The sequence below is a fragment of the Sphingomonas sp. RIT328 genome (genome assembly GCF_000632225.1).
GTDB classification, from domain to species: domain Bacteria; phylum Pseudomonadota; class Alphaproteobacteria; order Sphingomonadales; family Sphingomonadaceae; genus Sphingomonas; species Sphingomonas kyungheensis.
Window position 1 is genome coordinate 91,125 of sequence record NZ_JFYV01000004.1, and the last position, 16,819, is coordinate 107,943.

A 16,819-nucleotide genomic window follows, 5' to 3' on the forward strand; every position below is an offset into this window, starting at 1 on the left:
CTGCCGTCATGGCCGATGAATCACCCCAACCCCACGCCCCGTCCGCCGACTGGACGATCCCGCAGGACTGGCAGCATTATACGGCGGAGGATCATGCCACCTGGGATACTCTGTTCGCGCGCCAATCCCAATTGCTGCCCGGCCGGGCGTCGGAAGCCTATCTGCGCGGCCTCGACGTGCTCAAGCTGTCCAAGCCCGGCATCCCCGATTTCGCCGAATTGAGCGAGCGGCTGATGAAGCTGACCGGCTGGCAGGTGGTGGCGGTGCCCGGCCTCGTCCCCGATGACGTCTTCTTCGACCATATGGCGAACCGCCGCTTCGTCGCCGGCAATTTCATCCGCCGCCCCGACCAGCTCGACTATCTCCAGGAGCCGGACGTCTTCCACGACGTCTTCGGCCATGTGCCGATGCTCGCCGACCCGGTCTTCGCCGATTATCTGGAGGCCTATGGCCGCGGCGGGCAGCGCGCGCTCGGGCTCGACGCGCTCAAATACCTCGGCCGGCTCTATTGGTACACCGTCGAGTTCGGCCTGGTGCAGGAAGGCGACGATCTGCGCATCTATGGGTCGGGCATCGTGTCGAGCTTCGCCGAGAGCCGCTTCGCGCTCGACGATCCCAGTCCGAACCGGATCGCCTTCGATATCGCTCGGGTGATGCGCACCGACTATCGGATCGACGATTTCCAGCAGAATTATTTCGTCATCCCGAGCTTCGACGAATTGCTCCGCGTCACCGTCGAGACCGATTTCGCGCCGCTGTACGAGGAGCTGAAGCGCCAGGACGATATCCCGGTGGCGGCGATCGTCGCGGGCGATCGGGTGCTGACCCAGGGAACGCAGCATTATGCGCGCAGCAAGGCGCGCGGGTAGGGGAGCGATCCGAGCAGGGTGGCGGGGCGGCGATCCGCCCCGCCCGGGGATCAGTAGACCCGCTTCTTCGGCTTGATGTAATCGACGTCGTCGGTGAGCGTGTAATCGTGCACCGGACGATAATCGATCGCGGTCGCGCCGCCGACGCCGCCCCAGCCGGTGAAGCTGGTGATCGTGTGCTTCATCCACTCGCCATCGTCGCGGTCAGGATAATCCTCGTTGACGTGGGCGCCGCGCGATTCCTTGCGGTTGGCGGCGGAGTCGATCGTCACCACCGCCTGCGCGGCGAGATTGTCGAGCTCGAGCGTCTCGATCAGGTCGGTGTTCCAGATCAGGCTGCGGTCGTTGACCGCGACATCGGCGATCTGGCCGTAGATGCCCTTCATCAGCGCCTGGCCCTCGGTCAGCAGCGCATTGTCGCGGAACACCGCGCAATGCTTCTGCATCGTCCGCTGCATCTGGCCGCGGATCTCCGCGGTCGGGATGCTGCCGGTGGCGTTGCGGAACTTGTCGAGGCGGGTCAGCGCCAGCTCCTCCGAGCCCTTGGGCAGCGGATTGTGCGTGCCGTTGGGCTTGCAGATATCGGCGATCCGCTTGCCGGTGGCGCGGCCGAAGACGACGAGATCGATCAGCGAGTTCGAGCCGAGGCGGTTGGCGCCATGGACCGAGACGCACGCCGCCTCACCGACCGCGAACAGGCCGGGGACGACCGTGTCGGGATTGCCGTCCTTGAGGTGGACGACCTCGCCGTGGAAGTTGGTCGGGATGCCGCCCATGTTGTAGTGGACCGTCGGCGTGACGGGCAGCGGCTGGCGGGTCAGGTCGACGCCGGCGAAGATCTTGCCGGTCTCGGTGATGCCGGGCAGCCGCTCGTGCAGCACCTTGGGATCGATATGGTCGAGGTGGAGGAAGATATGGTCGCCGTTCTTGCCGACGCCGCGGCCTTCGCGCATCTCCATCGCCATCGAGCGCGACACGACGTCGCGGCTGGCGAGGTCCTTCGCCGACGGGGCATAACGCTCCATGAAGCGCTCGCCTTCGGAGTTGGTCAGGTAGCCGCCTTCGCCGCGCGCGCCCTCGGTGATGAGCACGCCCGCGCCGTAGATGCCGGTCGGGTGGAACTGGACGAATTCCATGTCCTGCAGCGGCAGGCCGGCGCGCAGCACCATGCCGCCGCCGTCACCCGTGCAGGTATGCGCCGAGGTCGCCGAGAAATAGCAGCGGCCGTAGCCGCCGGTCGCCAGCACCGTATTGTGCGCGCGGAAGCGGTGGATGCTGCCGTCTTCCATGCACAAAGCGACGACGCCGCGGCACTGGCCGTTCTCCATGATCAGGTCGAGCGCGAAATATTCGACGTAGAAGTCGGCATCGTAGCGCAGCGACTGCTGGTAGAGCGTGTGCAGCATCGCATGGCCGGTGCGATCCGCGGCGGCGCAGGTGCGCTGCGCCGGCGGGCCTTCGCCCATGTTCTGCATCATGCCGCCGAACGGGCGCTGGTAGATGCGGCCTTCGTCGGTGCGGCTGAACGGCATGCCGGCATGTTCCAGCTCGTAGACCGCGGCCGGCGCTTCGCGCACCATATATTCGATCGCATCCTGGTCGCCGAGCCAGTCGGAGCCCTTGACGGTGTCGTACATATGCCAGGTCCAGTGGTCCGGACCCATGTTGCCGAGGCTGGCGGCGATGCCGCCCTGCGCCGCGACGGTATGGCTGCGGGTGGGGAACACCTTGGTGATGCAGGCGGTCTTGAGGCCGTTCTGCGCGCATTCCATCACCGCGCGCAGGCCCGAACCGCCCGCGCCGACGACGACCGCGTCATAGGTGTGATCGATGATCTTATAGGCGTCCGACATTATGCGGCAGCTCCGAAGGCGACCTTGAGGATCGCGAAGATGGCGATCGCGGCAGTGGCGACCGTGAAGAAGTTGAGCAGCAGGATCGCGGCGACGCGTTTCTGCTCGTGCTGGTAATCCTCGATCACCACCTGCAGGCCGAGGCGGAAGTGGTAGAAGACCGAGACGATCAGCAGCAGCATCGGCACCGCCGCCCAGCTGTTCTGCAACCAGCTGTGCACATTGGCATAGTCATAGCCGGGCATGCGCAGGATCGAAAAGACGAACCACAGGGTCAGGAACAGGTTGGACCCGGCGGTGACGCGCTGGCGCCACCAATGGTGCGCGCCTTCCTTGGCGCTGCCGAGGCCGCGGACGCGGCCGATATGCGTACCCGAACCCATCACTTGATCCCCAGGTAGAGCCAGAAGGCCACGGTCAGCACGATGCCGCCGGCGATGACGATCAGGCTGAACATCTTGTTGCGCTTCAGTTCGAACGCCGCGCCGGCGTCCATCACGAGGTGGCGGACGCCGTTCAGCATGTGCGTGAAGAACGCATAGGTCATGCCGACGCCGATCACCCAGCCGACGATGTTGAGATGGCCCATGTCGGTGGTGAAGACGTCGCGGAACCGCGCATAGGCCTCCGCCCCCGAGGCGATCGCGGCGAGCCACCAGACGAGCAGCACCGTGCCGACCGTCGCCATCGCCGAGCCCGTCGCGCGGTGGAGGATCGAGACCAGCATATGCGGGCCCCAGCTGTAGTGGAGCTTCAGAAAGCCCGAGAAAAGATGCGGGCTGCGCGGGCGCGCCGGAGTGCGGGATGCCATGAACGGTCCTCGGCCAAAATCGATTGCCTGCCTATTAGGCCTGAGGACGGGCGATGCAAGCCATAGCGGCGCAAAGTGACGCAGCGCACCATCGTCGCGGCAAGGAGTCCGGCCGGCGATCGGCCGACGCCGCCTCTAACCGACCATTAACCAGTGAACTCTAATCCCTGCAACACTCTTGATACATTGCCGACCGTGGAGACGCTCTTGCCCGACCTCGCCCTGCCACAGCCGGCCAGCATTGCCGCCGCGATCGACCTGCGCAGCCGCATCATCGCCTTCGACGGCGGCGAGAACACGCTGATCCCGCGCGCGGCGGAATTGTGGACGATCATCGAGGCCGACGCGCCGACGATCGTCGAGGCCTATTGGGCGCATTGGCGGCGCGCGCATCCCGGTGCGCCGGAATGGACGCCGCTCGAATCCGAACGCCGCGTCACCGCCGGCATCGCCTATCTGCGCAACCGCTGCTGCCACCTCGACGGGCTCGCCTGGGTCGAGTCGCTCGAACGATCGGTCGCCGCCGCTTATGCGGCGGGCGTGTCGACGATGGAGGTGCTCGCCATGTCGTGCGCCAGTGATCGCGCCGCGCTGCGCGCGCTGATGGCCCGCGTGCCGGCCGACGATCCGCGCCACAGCGGCCTGGTCGACGCGCTGATGCGCTTGTTCGGCATGGAGACCGAGCTGACCGTCGAGCTGTTTGCCGGCTATGCCGATCACGGCGCGCGGCTCGCCCGCGAAGGCCTCGCCGACGATTTCCGCGAGGGCATCACCAGCGCGGTCGAGATCGCCACCGATGAAGGCCGCGCGCTGCGCGACCAGGCGCAGCGCAGCTCGGGCTCGGCGCGCGGCATGCTCGGCAAGGCGAGCGAGGTCGCCGCCGCCGCCGAACAATCCGCGGTCGCGATGCGCGAGGCGGCGCAGACCGCCGCCGGTCTGATCCGTGCGATCGAGGACGCCCGTACCGAGGTCGAGGCCGCCGCCGAGATCGCCAGCCGCGCCAGCGTGCAGGCGACCAATGCGGTGGGCATGTCGGAGACGCTGAGCGATCATGCCAAGTCGATCGAATCGATCCTCAGCCTGATCCGCGACATCGCCGGACAGACCAATCTGCTCGCGCTCAACGCGACGATCGAGGCGGCGCGCGCGGGCGACGCCGGCCGCGGCTTCGCGGTGGTCGCGCAGGAGGTGAAGAGCCTCGCCAACCAGACCGCCCGCGCGACCGACGACATCGCCGCCAAGATCGCCTCGATCCAGTCGGCGACACGCTCGACGGTCGAGACCAACGCCAGCATCAAGAGCACCGTCACCGAGGTGCAGGAGAGCGCCGACCGCATCCGCTATGCGATGGAGGCGCAGGCGCAGACCGTCACCGCGATCACCGCCGCAGTCGACGAGACCGCGCTCGCCGCCGATTCGATGTCGAGCACGATCGCCGCGATCCGCAGCGACACCGAGACGGTCGCCGCCGAGATCGACCATGTCGGTCGCGGCTTCGACCGGCTCGACGGCCAGCTGATCGCGCTCAAGACCAGCGCCGGCGAATTCGTCACCAAGGTCGCGGCCTGAGATGACCAGGGCGCAGCGCGATCTCGCCGAGCACCTCGGCGAATATGACTGGGACGGAGAGATCGCGACCTCCTGCCGCGAGATCGCCGGGCTGCTGACCCCGGCGGACTATGGCGAGATCTCGCGCCGCTTCTGGGACCATTATCTGTCGCTGCCCGCGGTGCAGCCGTTGCGGCGGCTGTTCACCGCCGACCGGCTCGAACGGCGGATCGCCGACAGCGCCCGTTACGCCTTCCTCAAGTACAGCGCGCCGTTCGATGCCGCCTGGGGTGCGATCGCGGTGCGCAATGCCGAACAGTCCGCGCAGTCCGGCGTGCCGATGGCGAGCCTGCAGGCGGCGCTCGCCCAGTCGCACAGTTTCACCGTGAGGACGCTGGAACGCCATTGCGAAGGCGATACCAAGCGATTGCTGCGGCTGTGCGACGCGGTCCAGCGCATCTCTCTGGTCGAATCCGACCTGATGACCGGGCGGCTCGTCGCGCTGCGCGACGAGGCGGCGCGCGAGGAGCGGCAGGCACGATCGGCGGCGTTCCGCGAGAGCATCGCCTGCGCGATCGCCGGCACCGCGACGCTCGGCGCGCGTATCCGCGTCCAGGCCGGCGCGGCCTCCGCCTCGACGCGCGAGATGCTCGGCAAGGCGGGGGAGGTCGCCGCGGCGGCGGAGCAATCGGCGGTGGCGATGCGCGAGGCGGCGCAGACCGCGGCGGGCCTGATCCGCGCGATCGACCATGCCCGCGCCGAGGTCGATTCCGCCGCCGGCATCGCGCGGCGCGCCAGCGACCATGCCGGCGAGGCGGTGCGCGCGAGCGCGCTGCTCAGCGATCACGCCCAGTCGATCGAATCGATCCTCGGCCTGATCCGCGACATCGCCGGGCAGACCAATCTGCTCGCGCTCAACGCGACGATCGAGGCGGCGCGGGCAGGGGACGCGGGCCGCGGCTTCGCGGTGGTCGCGCAGGAGGTGAAGAGCCTCGCCAACCAGACCGCGCGTGCGACGGACGATATCGCCGGCAAGATCGCCGCGATCCAGCATGCGACGCGGACGACGGTGGCGACCAATGCGGCGATCCGCGAGACGGTCGGCGAGGTGCAGGTCTCCGCCGATCGCATCCGCGACGCGATGGCCGCGCAGGCGCATACCGTCACCGCGATCACCGCGGCGGTCGACGAAACCGCGCTCGCCGCCGATTCGATGTCGCACACGATCGGGGCGATTCGCGCCGACACGCAGGCGGTCGCCGGCGAGATCGACAGCCTCGGCGCCGGCTTCGGCGAGGTCGGCGACCGGCTCGGGCAATTGCAGCAATCGGCGGACGGGTTCTCGGCCAGCGTCGGATGATGCCGGAAGTCGGCGGGTCGAGAGGCTTGCCGAAGCAATAGGCCCGCGGGGTGGAATTCCTCTCCTCCACCAGTCACCACCCCGGCGAAGGCCGGGGTCCAGTTGGGTGAAGCTCAGTCGAGGCCAACGACCGTTGCCCGACTGGGCCCCGGCCTTCGCCGGGGTGGTCGGCTTATGATGCGCTTTCTGTGCACCTCCGAGACTTTTGGGTTAGTCGAACGGCGCAGCGCCGCCACGCCGCCGCGCCGCCGGGCCTCTGCGTGAACATCCGGCATCAGCGCCGCCATTGCCGCTCCCGGCCGCGCCGCCTAAAGCCACGCCATGGCGATACTTCTTACCGGATCGAGCCGCGGCATCGGCGCGGCGATCGACGTGGCGTTGCGTGAGGGCGGCGCGCAGGTGATCGGACATGGCACGGCGAGCGGCATCGCCGCCGACTTCGCCGATCCCGCCGCGCCGCGGGCCTTGTGGGCGGCGGCGCTGGCGCAGGCCGGGCAGATCGACGTGCTGGTCAACAATGCCGGCGTGTTCGAGGCCAGTCCGTTGACCTGCGACCACGACGACTGGGTCGCCGATTGGGAGCGGACGCAGCGGATCAATCTCACCGCCGCCGCGGAGCTGTGCCGGCTGGCGGTACGCCACTGGCAGCAGCGCGGGTGCGGCGGGCGGATCGTCAACATCGCCAGCCGCGCCGCCTATCGCGGCGATTCACCGGCGCACTGGCATTATGCCGCCGCCAAGGCGGGGATGGTGGCGATGACCAAGACGATCGCCCGCGGCTATGCGCGCGAGAACATCCTCGCCTTCGCGATCTGCCCCGGCTTCACGATGACCGGCATGGCCGACGACTATCTCGCCAGCCGCGGCGGCGACGCGCTGCTCGCCGACATTCCGCTCGGCAAGGTCGCTGATCCGGCCGAAGTGGCGGCGGTGGCGCGCTTCTGCGCGCTCGAGGCGCCGGCATCGATGACCGGGGCGGTGATCGACGTCAACGGGGCGAGCTATGTCCGCTGATACGCCGGGGTCGAGCTGGAAGGTCAGCCTGCCGTGCACCCGCGCCGAGGCGGAGGCGATCGACAGCGCGAGCGATCTCGTCATCGACGCGGTGCTGATGACCACCGAGGAGGTGGAGGACGATGTCGAACGCTGGCGGCTCGACGCCTATCTCGATCATACACCCGATGCGGCGATGCTGGCGACGATCCACGCCCTGGTGCCGAGCGCCAGCGCCCATGATCCGTCGGTCGAGCGGCTCGACGCGCAGGATTGGGTGACGCTGAGCCAGGCGGGGCTGGAGCCGATCCGCGAGGGCCGCTTCGTCGTCCATACCGCCGCGCATGCCGTGTCGCCGCCGCCGGGCGGGCGCGCCTTCATGATCGAGGCGGGGCAGGCGTTCGGCACCGGCCATCACGGCACGACCAGCGGCTGCCTCGCGATGCTCGACGCGCTCGCGGTGGCGGGGCGGCGGTTCGAGGCGGTGATCGACGTCGGCACCGGCACCGGCCTGCTCGCCTTCGCCGCGACCGCCTTGTGGCCGGCGGCGCGGGTGGTGGCGACCGACATCGATCCGGTGGCGATCGCGGTGACGCGCGACAATGCCGCGCGCAACGGCGTGGAGGGGGTCGCGCTCTACGTCGCCGATGGCGCGCGCGATGCGGCGATCGACGCGGCCGCGCCGTTCGATCTGGTGATCGCCAACATCCTCGCCGGGCCGTTGGTGTCGATGGCGCCCGAACTCGCCGCGATCGCCGCGCCCGATGCGGTGATCGTGCTCGCCGGGCTGCTCGAGACGCAGCGCGAGGATGTCGTCGCGGCCTATGCGGCATGCGGCTGCACGCTGGTCGGGATCGACCGGCGGGGCGACTGGACGGTGCTGCAATTGCGCGGCGGCGCGACGCGCTACGTGCCGGAGGGGCCGTTCGACCCCAAGGGGCGCGACGGGTGGGCGCTCGACCTGTAGGGGCGTGGCCCGCGGTGGTGCGAAGCGGGAGGGCTGCGGAGCCATGGGGCGGGCCGCCGTCACGACCGCCGGGCGCTACGGTTTGACAAGCGGCCCGGCCGACTCGGACATGACGATCGCCGGTTGGCGCCGACGCCGTGTTGGAACGGCGGCCGTGCGCATGCCGGCCAAGCCACGCACGCGCCACGGCTTTTACGCCCCCGAAAAAAGCCGCTGTCCTATTTGGAACGGCCATGATCCCGATCGCCGCCTGACCAGCAGGAGGCACGGCATGACGATACAGACCCTCATCGACGACGTGATCGACCGCGAAGGCGGCTTTGTCGACCACCCCGCCGACCGCGGCGGCCCGACCTGCTGGGGGATCAGCGTCGCGGTGGCGCGGGCGAACGGCTACCATGGCGCGATGCGCGATCTGCCGCGCGCCATCGCCGCGGCGATCTACGAGCGCGTCTACTGGCGTGGCGCGGGGTTCGACAAGATCGCCGAACGCGCGCCTGCGCTCGCCGCCGAACTGTTCGACACCGGCGTCAACATGGGCACCGCCACCGCGGCCCGCTTCCTCCAGCGCGCGCTCAACGCGCTCAACCGCAACGGCCGCGATTATGCCGACATCGCCGCGGACCAGCGGATCGGCGCCGCGACGCTCGCCGCGCTCGACGCCTTCCTCGCCATCCGCGGGCCGGCGGGGGAGCGGGTGCTGATCAAGGCGGTCGATGCCTTGCAGGGCGAACGCTATCTCGCGCTCGCCGAGCGCCGCCCCGCCGACGAGGCGTTCCTCTACGGCTGGCTCGCGGCGCGCGTCGCATGAGCGAGCCGCTCCCCGACCGCTGGGTGACGCGCGCGCGGCCTGCCTTCCTCTACGTCATGTACGTGCTGCTGCTTGGCGCGATCCCGGTCGGCCTCGTCGCGGCGATCCGCCCGGCCTGCGCCGCGGCGATCGCGCACGGCATGGCGGCGTACCTCGCCGCGATCCCGGAGCCGCTCTACGCGCTCTTCGGCACCGGCTATCTCGGCTACACCGCGGCGCGCACCGTCGGGAAGATCAAGGGCGTCGATCGGTGACGGTGTAGCGGAGGGTTCACGCGGAGGCGCGGAGAAGAAGCATCGGTTCGCGCAGAGGCGCAGAGGACGCAGAGTTGACGTGCTCTGCCGCGGAGCGGCCTTTTCGCTACGCGACCTAGTCAGGAAGGGTGCTTCGCGCCGACGCGATGCCTCTGCGCCTCTGCGCGAAACGCCTTTTCGCGTCTTAGCGTCTTCGCGTGAACCCAACCCTGCCTCTCCGCGCCTCCGCGAGACCCCGATCGTCCTCACTCGCCAAGACGGACCCGATCGACTTGCCCCGCACCGCAGGCACCCTACATCGCCCCCATGAGCGATTCCCATTCCATGCCGGTCTGGCATGGCACCACCATCCTGTCGGTCCGGCGCAACGGCAAGGTCGTCGTCATCGGCGACGGTCAGGTCTCGATGGGCCAGACCGTGATGAAGCCCAATGCCAAGAAGGTCCGCCGCCTCGGTGCGGACGGGCAGGTGATCGGCGGCTTCGCCGGCGCCACCGCCGACGCCTTCACCTTGTTCGAGCGGCTGGAGGCGAAGCTGGAGCGGCATCAGGGCAAGCTGATGCGCGCCGCGGTCGAACTCGCCAAGGACTGGCGCACCGACAAATATCTCCGCAATCTCGAGGCGATGATGATCGTCGCCGACAAGGACGTGACGCTGATCCTCACCGGCAACGGCGACGTGCTCGAACCGGAGGCCGGCGTCGCCGCGATCGGCTCCGGCGGCAATTACGCGCTCGCCGCGGCGCGCGCGCTGGTCGATTACGAGGCCGATGCCGAGACCGTCTGCCGCAAGGCGATGGCGATCGCCGCCGAGGTCTGCGTCTACACCAACGATCGCACCACGATCGAGGTGATGGACAGCACGACTTAAGGATAGACAGCGCCGCCCCGGCGAAGGCCGCGGTGTCGTGACCTTACTGCGCCCTGGCGGCGCGCGATCCCAGCACAGCTGTGACCCAGGATTTCCGATGAACCAGAATCTCACTCCCAAGGCGATCGTCGCCGCCCTCGACGCCCATATCATCGGCCAGCGCGACGCCAAGCGCGCGGTGGCGGTGGCGATGCGCAACCGGTGGCGGCGCCAGCAACTCTCGGCCGATCTGCGCGACGAGGTGACGCCCAAGAACATCCTGATGATCGGGCCCACCGGTTGCGGCAAGACCGAGATCAGCCGCCGCCTCGCCAAGCTTGCCGACGCGCCGTTCGTCAAGGTCGAGGCGACCAAGTTCACCGAGGTCGGCTATGTCGGCCGCGACGTCGAACAGATCGCGCGCGACCTCGTCGAGGAAGCGATCCGGCTGGAGAAGGAGCGCCGCCGCGTCGCGGTCAAGGACAAGGCGGAGGAAGCGGCGATGAAGCGCCTGCTCGACGCCCTGGTCGGCAAGGATTCGAGCCAGGCGACGCGCGAGAGCTTCAAGCAGCGCTTCGCCGACGGCCATCTCGACGCGACCGAGATCGAGATCGAGCTGGAACAGGCCGCGGCGACACCGTTCGACGTGCCGGGCAGCGGCCCGCAGATGATCAACCTCGGCGAGATGATGAAGTCGCTGAGTGGCAATCAGCCGCTCAAGCGCCGCAAGCTGTCGGTGCGTGCCGCCTGGGACAAACTGGTCGAGGAGGAGGCCGACAAGCGGCTCGATCAGGACGAGGTCAGCCGCACCGCGCTGGCGGACGCCGAGGCGAACGGCATCGTCTTCCTCGACGAGATCGACAAGATCGCGGTCAGCGACGTGCGCGGCGGCTCGGTCAGCCGCGAAGGCGTGCAGCGCGACCTGCTGCCGCTGATCGAAGGCACGACGGTGGCGACCAAATACGGGCCGATGAAGACCGACCATATCCTGTTCATCGCCAGCGGTGCCTTCCATGTCGCCAAGCCGTCCGACCTGCTGCCCGAGCTGCAGGGCCGCCTGCCGATCCGCGTCGAGCTGAAAGGCCTGACCGAGGAGGATTTCATCGCCATCCTCTCCGACACCAAGGCATCTCTGCCGGCGCAATATCAGGCGTTGCTGGCGACCGAGGGGGCCGAGGTCCGCTTCACCGACGACGGCATCGCCGCGATCGCACGCATCGCCGCCGAGGTGAACGGCCAGGTCGAGAATATCGGCGCGCGCCGCCTTCAGACGGTGATGGAGAAATTGCTCGAGGAGGTGAGCTTCGATGCCGAGGATCGCGAAGCGCCGGTGACGGTCGACGCCGCCTATGTCGAGGCGCAGCTGGCCGGGATCGCCCGCAACACCGATCTCAGCCGCTTCGTGCTGTAAGGCGGCGGCGAAGACGTTTCGCAGGTGCAGCATGAAAGCGGGTCGGCAAGGGAGCCTTAACCCGCGTCATGCGTGATAGCGGGATGCGCATTCCGTATCTCGACGTGACCCTGCCCGAATGGACCGCGCGCCTCGGCGGCGTGCTGCTGGTGGTGCTGGTGCTCGCGCTGGTTCACCGCAGCCTGTTCGCCGTGTTGCGGCGGATCGCCAGCCGCACCGCGACCAAGACCGACGATATCCTGATCGCGCGGCTCGGGCGGCCGACCTTCTGGCTGATGATCGGCGTCGCGTTGGCGGCATCTGGGCCGGGGCTCGACCTGCCGCGCTATTGGGAGACGATCTGGCAGCGTGCGATCGGGCTGCTCACCCCGGCGATCTTCGGCTGGATGCTGCTCGCCGCGCTCACCGCCTATCGCGACGTCAGCGAGGTGCGGTTCGACATATCGGCGACCGACAATCTGCGCGCGCGGCGGCGGCGGACGCGGATCAGCATCCTCCACCGCATCGGCGTGTTCGTGCTGGTGATGCTGACGGTGATGATGATGCTGATGAGCATCCCCAGCGTCCGCACGATCGGCGTGACGCTCGCCGCCTCCGCCGGTGTCGCCGGCCTCGCCATCGGCGCCGCGGCGCAGCCGGCGCTCAAGAACGTCATCGCCGGTATCCAGATGGCCTTCACCGAACCGATCCGCATCGACGACGTCGTCATCATCGACAATGAATGGGGGCGGATCGAGGACATCCGCCTGACCTATGTCGTGGTGCGCATCTGGGACGACCGCCGGCTGGTGGTGCCCGTCTCCAAATTCCTCGAGAACAGCTTCCAGAACTGGACGCGCGAGACGAGCGCGCTGCTCGGCTCGGTCTTCTGGTATCTCGATCCCGCCGCCGACGTGCCGCGCATCCGCGCCAAGCTGGAGGAGATCGTCCGCGCCAATCCGCGCTGGGACCAGCGTTTCTGCAACCTTCAGGTCACCGATGCGAAACCCGACGGGACGATGGAGCTGCGCGGGCTGATGACCGCGAAAGACGCCTCCACCGCCTTCGACCTGCGTTGCGACGTGCGCGAGGCGATCTACGCCTTCATCCGCGACGAGATGCCCGAGGCGCTGCCGCGCGAACGCTTCATGCGGGCTCCGTCTGCGCCTCCGTCTCCACCGCCGGACCCATCAGCGCATCGGTGAAGGTCTTGCGCCACCAGCCGATATCCTGCCGGGTGATGACGTCCATCATCTTGGTCCAGCGTTCGATCCGCTCCTCGCGCGGCATGCGCAGCGCGAGCATGATCGCGTCGGACATTTCCTCCGCCGAATAGGGGTTGATCAGCACCGCATCGGTGAGTTGGCAGGCCGCGCCGGCGAAGCGCGACAGGATCAGCACGCCCGGGTCCTCCGGATTCTGCGCGGCGACATATTCCTTGGCGACGAGGTTCATGCCGTCGCGCAACGGGGTGACGAGGCCGATCTTGGCGGCACGATAGATGCCGGCGAGCACGTCGCGCGGATAGCCCTGGTTGACGTAGCGGATCGGCACCCAGTCGATATCGGCATAGGCGCCGTTGATCCGCCCGGCGAGCCCTTCGAGGTTGCTGCGGATCTTCTGGTAGCTGCCGACCGTCGCGCGGCTCGGCGGCGCGATCTGGAGCAAGGTGACTTCCTTGCGCTCCTCGGGATGTTCGGTGAGGAAGCGTTCGTAGCCGAGGAACCGCTCCTCCAGCCCCTTGGAATAATCGAGCCGGTCGACGCCGACGATCATGTCGCGCCCCACCGCGGCATCGCGCATCTGGCGGAAGGCGAGGCGACCGCGCGTGCTGGTGGCGAGTCCGGCGAATTCCTTGGCGTCGATTCCGATCGGGCAGGCCATGACGCGGACGCGGCGATCGTCGAGGACGAGGTCGTCGCCCTCCATATGCGCACCGAGTTCGGCGGTGGCATAGTCGCAGAAGCTCTGCAGCCATTCCTCGGTATGGAAGCCGATCACGTCATAGGCGAACAGGCTGCGCACCAGCGCCTGCGCTTCGGGCAGGATCGACAGCAGCCGCCGCGGCGGCCACGGAATGTGCAGGAAGAAGCCGAGGCGGTTGGTCGCGCCGCGCTTGCGCAATTCCTCGCCGAGCGGAAAGAGATGATAGTCCTGGATCCAGACCGCATCATCCTCCTCGATCAGCGGCTGGACGGTATCGGCGAAGCGTTCGTTGACGCGCTGATAGCCGCCGGCAAATTCGCGCTCATATTCGGCGAGGTCGACGCGGTAGTGGAACAGCGGCCACAGCGTTCGATTGGCATAGCCGTTGTAATATTCGTCGATGTCCTGCTCTTCCAGGTCGACGGTGGCGGTGGTGACGCCGTCGTTGCGCTGGAAGGTGATCTGGCCGGTATATTCGTCGGTCTGGTCCCCCGACCAGCCGAACCACATGCCCTTATATTCGCGCAACGCCGAGGCGAGCGCGACGGCAAGGCCGCCCTGCGCGCCGGAGTCGGACCCCTTGGGCGCGGACACACGATTGGATATGATGATCAGGCGGCTCAGCGGATCGAACTCCATGGTTTGGACAATAGCGCAGCGCAATTGATCATGCCGACCAGCGAATAGGTCTGCGGATAATTGCCCCACAATTCCCCCGATGTCGGGTCGATGTCTTCGGAAAGAAGACCGGCTGCGGTGCGTCGTGCCAGCATCTCGTCGAACAGCGCACGGGCATCGGCGTGGCGGCCGGTGAAGTGCAGCGCCTCGATCAGCCAGAAGGTGCAGACGTTGAAGGCGGTTTCGGGCAGGCCGAAATCATCCTCGGTGTCGTAGCGCAGCATGTGGCTGCCGCGTCGCAGACCCTTCTCCACCGCCTCCAGCGTGCCGACGAAGCGGGGATCGTCGGGCTCGAAGAAACGCAGGTCGAGCAGCTGGATCAGGCTCGCGTCAAGGTCGTCCCCCGCGAAGGTCGCCGACATCCGGTTGGTCTCGGGCCGCCACGCGCGCGTCTCGATCTCGGTGCGGATCGTGTCGGCGCGGCCCTGCCAGAAGTCGCGCCGGTCGGACAGGCCGAGGACGTGCGCGGCATTGGCGAGCCGGTCGCACGCCGCCCAGCACATGGCGGAGGAATAGGTATGGACGCTCTGCCGGGTGCGCAGCTCCCACAGACCGGCGTCGGGCTGATCGTGGAACTGCCAGGCGCGTTCGCCGACATGTTCGAGGCTCTCGAAATCCTCGCGACCCGACTGGCGGAACAGCCGCTGGTCGAAGAAGGCATGGACGCTGCACAGTACGATCTGGCCGTAGGCGTCGTGCTGGATCTGCTCATAGGCCTGGTTGCCGACCCGCACCGGCCCCATGCCGCGATAGCCGGCGAGCGCCGGCGCGAACCGCTCCTCCAGCGTCGGCTCGCCGAGCACGCCGTACAGCGGCTGGATATGCCCGCCCGCGGCGCTGTCGACGATATTGCGCAGATAGCCGAGATAGCCCTCCAGCACGTCGAGCGCGCCGAGCCGGTTGAGCGCCTGCACCGTGTAATAGGCATCGCGCACCCAGCAATAGCGATAGTCCCAGTTGCGCTCCGACCCGGCATGTTCGGGGATCGAGGTGGTGAGCGCGGCGACGATCGCGCCGGTCTCCTCGTGCTGGCACAGTTTGAGCGTGATCGCCGAGCGGATCACCACATCCTGCCATTCGAGCGGGATGGCGAGGCCGCGCACCCATTCCTGCCATTCGGCGATCGTCTGCGCGAGCATCGCCTCCAGCGTCTCGGCGAGGTCGCCGCTGAAGCTCTCGTCCGGCCCGAGGAAGAAGTGCAGCGGCCGTTCGAGGCGGAAGGCGCGCTCCTCCTGCACCATGCCGATCGGCGCGGTGGTGGTGAGCCGCAGCTGCATCGCATCGAGCAGGATACGCAGATGGTTGGAGCCGCCGATCTGTTCGCGGCAGGTGCCGCCCCAGCCGCAGGTGGTGCGGAGCTTTACCGTGACGCGCGGGCTGCCGGCGATCGGACGGACGATGCGCGCGAAGGCGACCGGGCGATAGGTCCGCCCGGTGCGCACGAAGCGCGGGCAGAAATCGGTGACCTCCAGCACGTTGCCGGCATCATCGGTATGCGTGCTGACCAGGATCGGGGTGTTGCGGATATAATGCTGCTCGACCTTGACCGAATTTTCGATGCCGATCGACCAATAGCCGCCGTCGGGATCCGCCCCGCCGACCAGGGCGGAGAAGAGCGGATCGCCGTCGACGCGCGGCACGCACGCCCAGACGAAGCGCCCGGCGCGATCGACCAGCGCGCTGACCTGGCAATTGCCGATCGGCCAGAGGTCGACGCTCATCGCATTGGCGTCGGGCGTGGAGGTCATGCGGCAAGGCTTTCGGTTGCGGCTTCGAGCCAGTGGAGCGTGCTGGCGACGCTGTCGAGACGATAGGCGGCGGCGGTCTCGCGCGCCGCGCCGATCAGCACGCCCGCGCCGCCCAGCGCGCGCGCGGCGACCATCGCCGGCTCGTCGGTGTCGTCGTCGCCGAGGAAGACCGGACGCGCACCGGCCATCGCCGGGCTCTGCATCAGCGTGCGCAGCGCGGTGCCCTTGTCGGCGCCGGGAACACGCACCTCGACCATCATCTTGCCGGTCTGGAGATGCAGTCCGGCGTCGGCGGCGAGCTGGCGGGCGAGGTCGTGCGCCTGCGCCTCCGCCTCCGGCACCGCGCGGTAATGGAGCGCGGCGCCCAGCGGCTTTTCCTCGACCAGCACGCCGCGTGTTGCAGATGCGAAGGCTTTCATTGCCACGACTATACGGTCGAGGGCGGCGGGGCGTTCCGCGCGCGTGTGCGTGCCGTCGGGCCACAGTACTTCGAGGCCATGGCTGCCCGACACGGCGAAATGCGGATCGCCGAACAGCGCGCGGATGCCGCTGACCGGCCGGCCGGAGATGATCGCCACCCGGCCGTCGAGCCGATCCGACAGCCGATCGATCAGGGCCGCGAGCCGCGCATCGACCGCCACCGCCTCGGGATGCTCCGCCAGTTCGACCAACGTGCCGTCGAAATCGAGGAACAGCGCGGCATCGCGCAACAGGTCGGCGGGGGGCGGGGGCAGATGCGTCACGCGGCGCGGTGTCGGGGAT

General features: G+C 68.3%; 15 protein-coding genes and 1 pseudogene. 10 read left to right on the forward strand and 6 right to left on the reverse strand.

Annotated features, from left to right (window positions below; translation table 11 throughout):
• Positions 1 to 8 precede the first annotated feature (8 nt).
• Positions 9 to 869 (forward strand): phenylalanine 4-monooxygenase, encoded by an 861-nt coding sequence (gene phhA, locus BW41_RS03490; protein WP_037531476.1) that lies wholly within the window; start codon positions 9 to 11, stop codon positions 867 to 869.
• 50 nt (positions 870 to 919) lie between these two features.
• On the opposite strand, the gene sdhA is transcribed toward phhA, so the two are convergent.
• The 3 genes from sdhA to sdhC are packed head-to-tail and all read right to left on the reverse strand — an operon-like array spanning position 920 to position 3,533.
• A complete protein-coding gene (gene sdhA / locus BW41_RS03495) occupies positions 920 to 2,722 on the reverse strand; it encodes a succinate dehydrogenase flavoprotein subunit (protein ID WP_037531479.1) in 1,803 nt (600 codons plus the stop codon).
• The gene (gene sdhD, locus BW41_RS03500; protein ID WP_037531481.1) at positions 2,722 to 3,105 is read right to left on the reverse strand and encodes a succinate dehydrogenase, hydrophobic membrane anchor protein; all 384 of its coding nucleotides are present in this window, start codon (positions 3,103 to 3,105) and stop codon (positions 2,722 to 2,724) included. Before sdhD ends, sdhA begins: the two co-directional genes overlap by 1 nt.
• On the reverse strand, positions 3,105 to 3,533 hold the full coding sequence (gene sdhC, locus BW41_RS03505; protein ID WP_037531484.1) for a succinate dehydrogenase, cytochrome b556 subunit: 429 nt from the start codon (positions 3,531 to 3,533) through the stop codon (positions 3,105 to 3,107). Before sdhC ends, sdhD begins: the two co-directional genes overlap by 1 nt.
• Before the next feature lie 207 nt (positions 3,534 to 3,740).
• On the opposite strand from sdhC, the gene BW41_RS03510 reads away from it, so the two are divergent.
• From BW41_RS03510 to BW41_RS03550, 9 genes and pseudogenes are all read left to right on the forward strand, one after another.
• Positions 3,741 to 5,102 (forward strand): methyl-accepting chemotaxis protein, encoded by a 1,362-nt coding sequence (locus BW41_RS03510; RefSeq protein WP_081792880.1) that lies wholly within the window; start codon positions 3,741 to 3,743, stop codon positions 5,100 to 5,102.
• Between the two features lies 1 nt (position 5,103).
• Positions 5,104 to 6,441: a methyl-accepting chemotaxis protein gene (locus BW41_RS03515; RefSeq protein ID WP_037531485.1), complete on the forward strand. Its 1,338-nt coding sequence runs from the start codon at positions 5,104 to 5,106 to the stop codon at positions 6,439 to 6,441.
• A 321-nt stretch (positions 6,442 to 6,762) separates the two neighbouring features.
• Positions 6,763 to 7,455 carry an SDR family NAD(P)-dependent oxidoreductase gene (locus BW41_RS03520; RefSeq protein WP_037531487.1) on the forward strand — a complete coding sequence of 231 codons (693 nt, stop codon included), beginning with the start codon at positions 6,763 to 6,765 and terminating at the stop codon, positions 7,453 to 7,455.
• Positions 7,445 to 8,401: a 50S ribosomal protein L11 methyltransferase gene (locus BW41_RS03525; protein WP_037531488.1), complete on the forward strand. Its 957-nt coding sequence runs from the start codon at positions 7,445 to 7,447 to the stop codon at positions 8,399 to 8,401. Before BW41_RS03520 ends, BW41_RS03525 begins: the two co-directional genes overlap by 11 nt.
• 271 nt (positions 8,402 to 8,672) lie before the next feature.
• On the forward strand, positions 8,673 to 9,212 hold the full coding sequence (locus BW41_RS03530) for a glycoside hydrolase family 108 protein (protein ID WP_037531490.1): 540 nt from the start codon (positions 8,673 to 8,675) through the stop codon (positions 9,210 to 9,212).
• Positions 9,213 to 9,226: 14 nt separating this feature from the next.
• A pseudogene (locus BW41_RS03535) lies at positions 9,227 to 9,466 on the forward strand (3TM-type holin); the annotation flags it as partial.
• Between the two features lie 324 nt (positions 9,467 to 9,790).
• Positions 9,791 to 10,336, forward strand: a complete 546-nt coding sequence (hslV, locus tag BW41_RS03540; RefSeq protein WP_081792876.1) for an ATP-dependent protease subunit HslV — start codon at positions 9,791 to 9,793, stop codon at positions 10,334 to 10,336.
• Between the two features lie 97 nt (positions 10,337 to 10,433).
• Positions 10,434 to 11,726: an ATP-dependent protease ATPase subunit HslU gene (hslU, locus tag BW41_RS03545; protein WP_037531497.1), complete on the forward strand. Its 1,293-nt coding sequence runs from the start codon at positions 10,434 to 10,436 to the stop codon at positions 11,724 to 11,726.
• An 83-nt stretch (positions 11,727 to 11,809) separates the two neighbouring features.
• Positions 11,810 to 12,910, forward strand: a complete 1,101-nt coding sequence (locus tag BW41_RS03550; RefSeq protein WP_037531499.1) for a mechanosensitive ion channel family protein — start codon at positions 11,810 to 11,812, stop codon at positions 12,908 to 12,910.
• Here the strand turns inward: BW41_RS03550 and BW41_RS03555 are convergent.
• From BW41_RS03555 to otsB, 3 genes are read right to left on the reverse strand one after another with little or no spacing between them, the layout of a single operon-like run.
• Positions 12,852 to 14,270 (reverse strand): alpha,alpha-trehalose-phosphate synthase (UDP-forming), encoded by a 1,419-nt coding sequence (locus BW41_RS03555; RefSeq protein ID WP_051583226.1) that lies wholly within the window; start codon positions 14,268 to 14,270, stop codon positions 12,852 to 12,854. The two genes, BW41_RS03550 and BW41_RS03555, sit on opposite strands and share 59 nt — an antisense overlap.
• On the reverse strand, positions 14,252 to 16,057 hold the full coding sequence (locus BW41_RS03560) for a glycoside hydrolase family 15 protein (protein ID WP_037531501.1): 1,806 nt from the start codon (positions 16,055 to 16,057) through the stop codon (positions 14,252 to 14,254). Before BW41_RS03560 ends, BW41_RS03555 begins: the two co-directional genes overlap by 19 nt.
• A complete protein-coding gene (gene otsB, locus BW41_RS03565; RefSeq protein ID WP_037531503.1) occupies positions 16,054 to 16,800 on the reverse strand; it encodes a trehalose-phosphatase in 747 nt (248 codons plus the stop codon). The genes BW41_RS03560 and otsB overlap by 4 nt, the downstream gene beginning before the upstream one ends.
• Positions 16,801 to 16,819 lie beyond the last annotated feature (19 nt).

Bases quoted from the DNA above. Each gene is read 5' to 3' on its own strand.
- BW41_RS03525 (WP_037531488.1), top strand. From the start codon at position 7,445: ATGTCCGCTGATACGCCGGGGTCGAGCTGGAAGGTCAGCCTGCCGTGC.
- sdhC (WP_037531484.1), bottom strand. From the start codon at position 3,533: ATGGCATCCCGCACTCCGGCGCGCCCGCGCAGCCCGCATCTTTTCTCG.
- BW41_RS03530 (WP_037531490.1), top strand. From the start codon at position 8,673: ATGACGATACAGACCCTCATCGACGACGTGATCGACCGCGAAGGCGGC.
- BW41_RS03520 (WP_037531487.1), top strand. From the start codon at position 6,763: ATGGCGATACTTCTTACCGGATCGAGCCGCGGCATCGGCGCGGCGATC.
- BW41_RS03550 (WP_037531499.1), top strand. From the start codon at position 11,810: ATGCGCATTCCGTATCTCGACGTGACCCTGCCCGAATGGACCGCGCGC.
- sdhA (WP_037531479.1), bottom strand. From the start codon at position 2,722: ATGTCGGACGCCTATAAGATCATCGATCACACCTATGACGCGGTCGTC.
- hslU (WP_037531497.1), top strand. From the start codon at position 10,434: ATGAACCAGAATCTCACTCCCAAGGCGATCGTCGCCGCCCTCGACGCC.
- hslV (WP_081792876.1), top strand. From the start codon at position 9,791: ATGCCGGTCTGGCATGGCACCACCATCCTGTCGGTCCGGCGCAACGGC.
- BW41_RS03515 (WP_037531485.1), top strand. From the start codon at position 5,104: ATGACCAGGGCGCAGCGCGATCTCGCCGAGCACCTCGGCGAATATGAC.
- sdhD (WP_037531481.1), bottom strand. From the start codon at position 3,105: ATGGGTTCGGGTACGCATATCGGCCGCGTCCGCGGCCTCGGCAGCGCC.
- BW41_RS03560 (WP_037531501.1), bottom strand. From the start codon at position 16,057: ATGACCTCCACGCCCGACGCCAATGCGATGAGCGTCGACCTCTGGCCG.
- phhA (WP_037531476.1), top strand. From the start codon at position 9: ATGGCCGATGAATCACCCCAACCCCACGCCCCGTCCGCCGACTGGACG.
- BW41_RS03555 (WP_051583226.1), bottom strand. From the start codon at position 14,270: ATGGAGTTCGATCCGCTGAGCCGCCTGATCATCATATCCAATCGTGTG.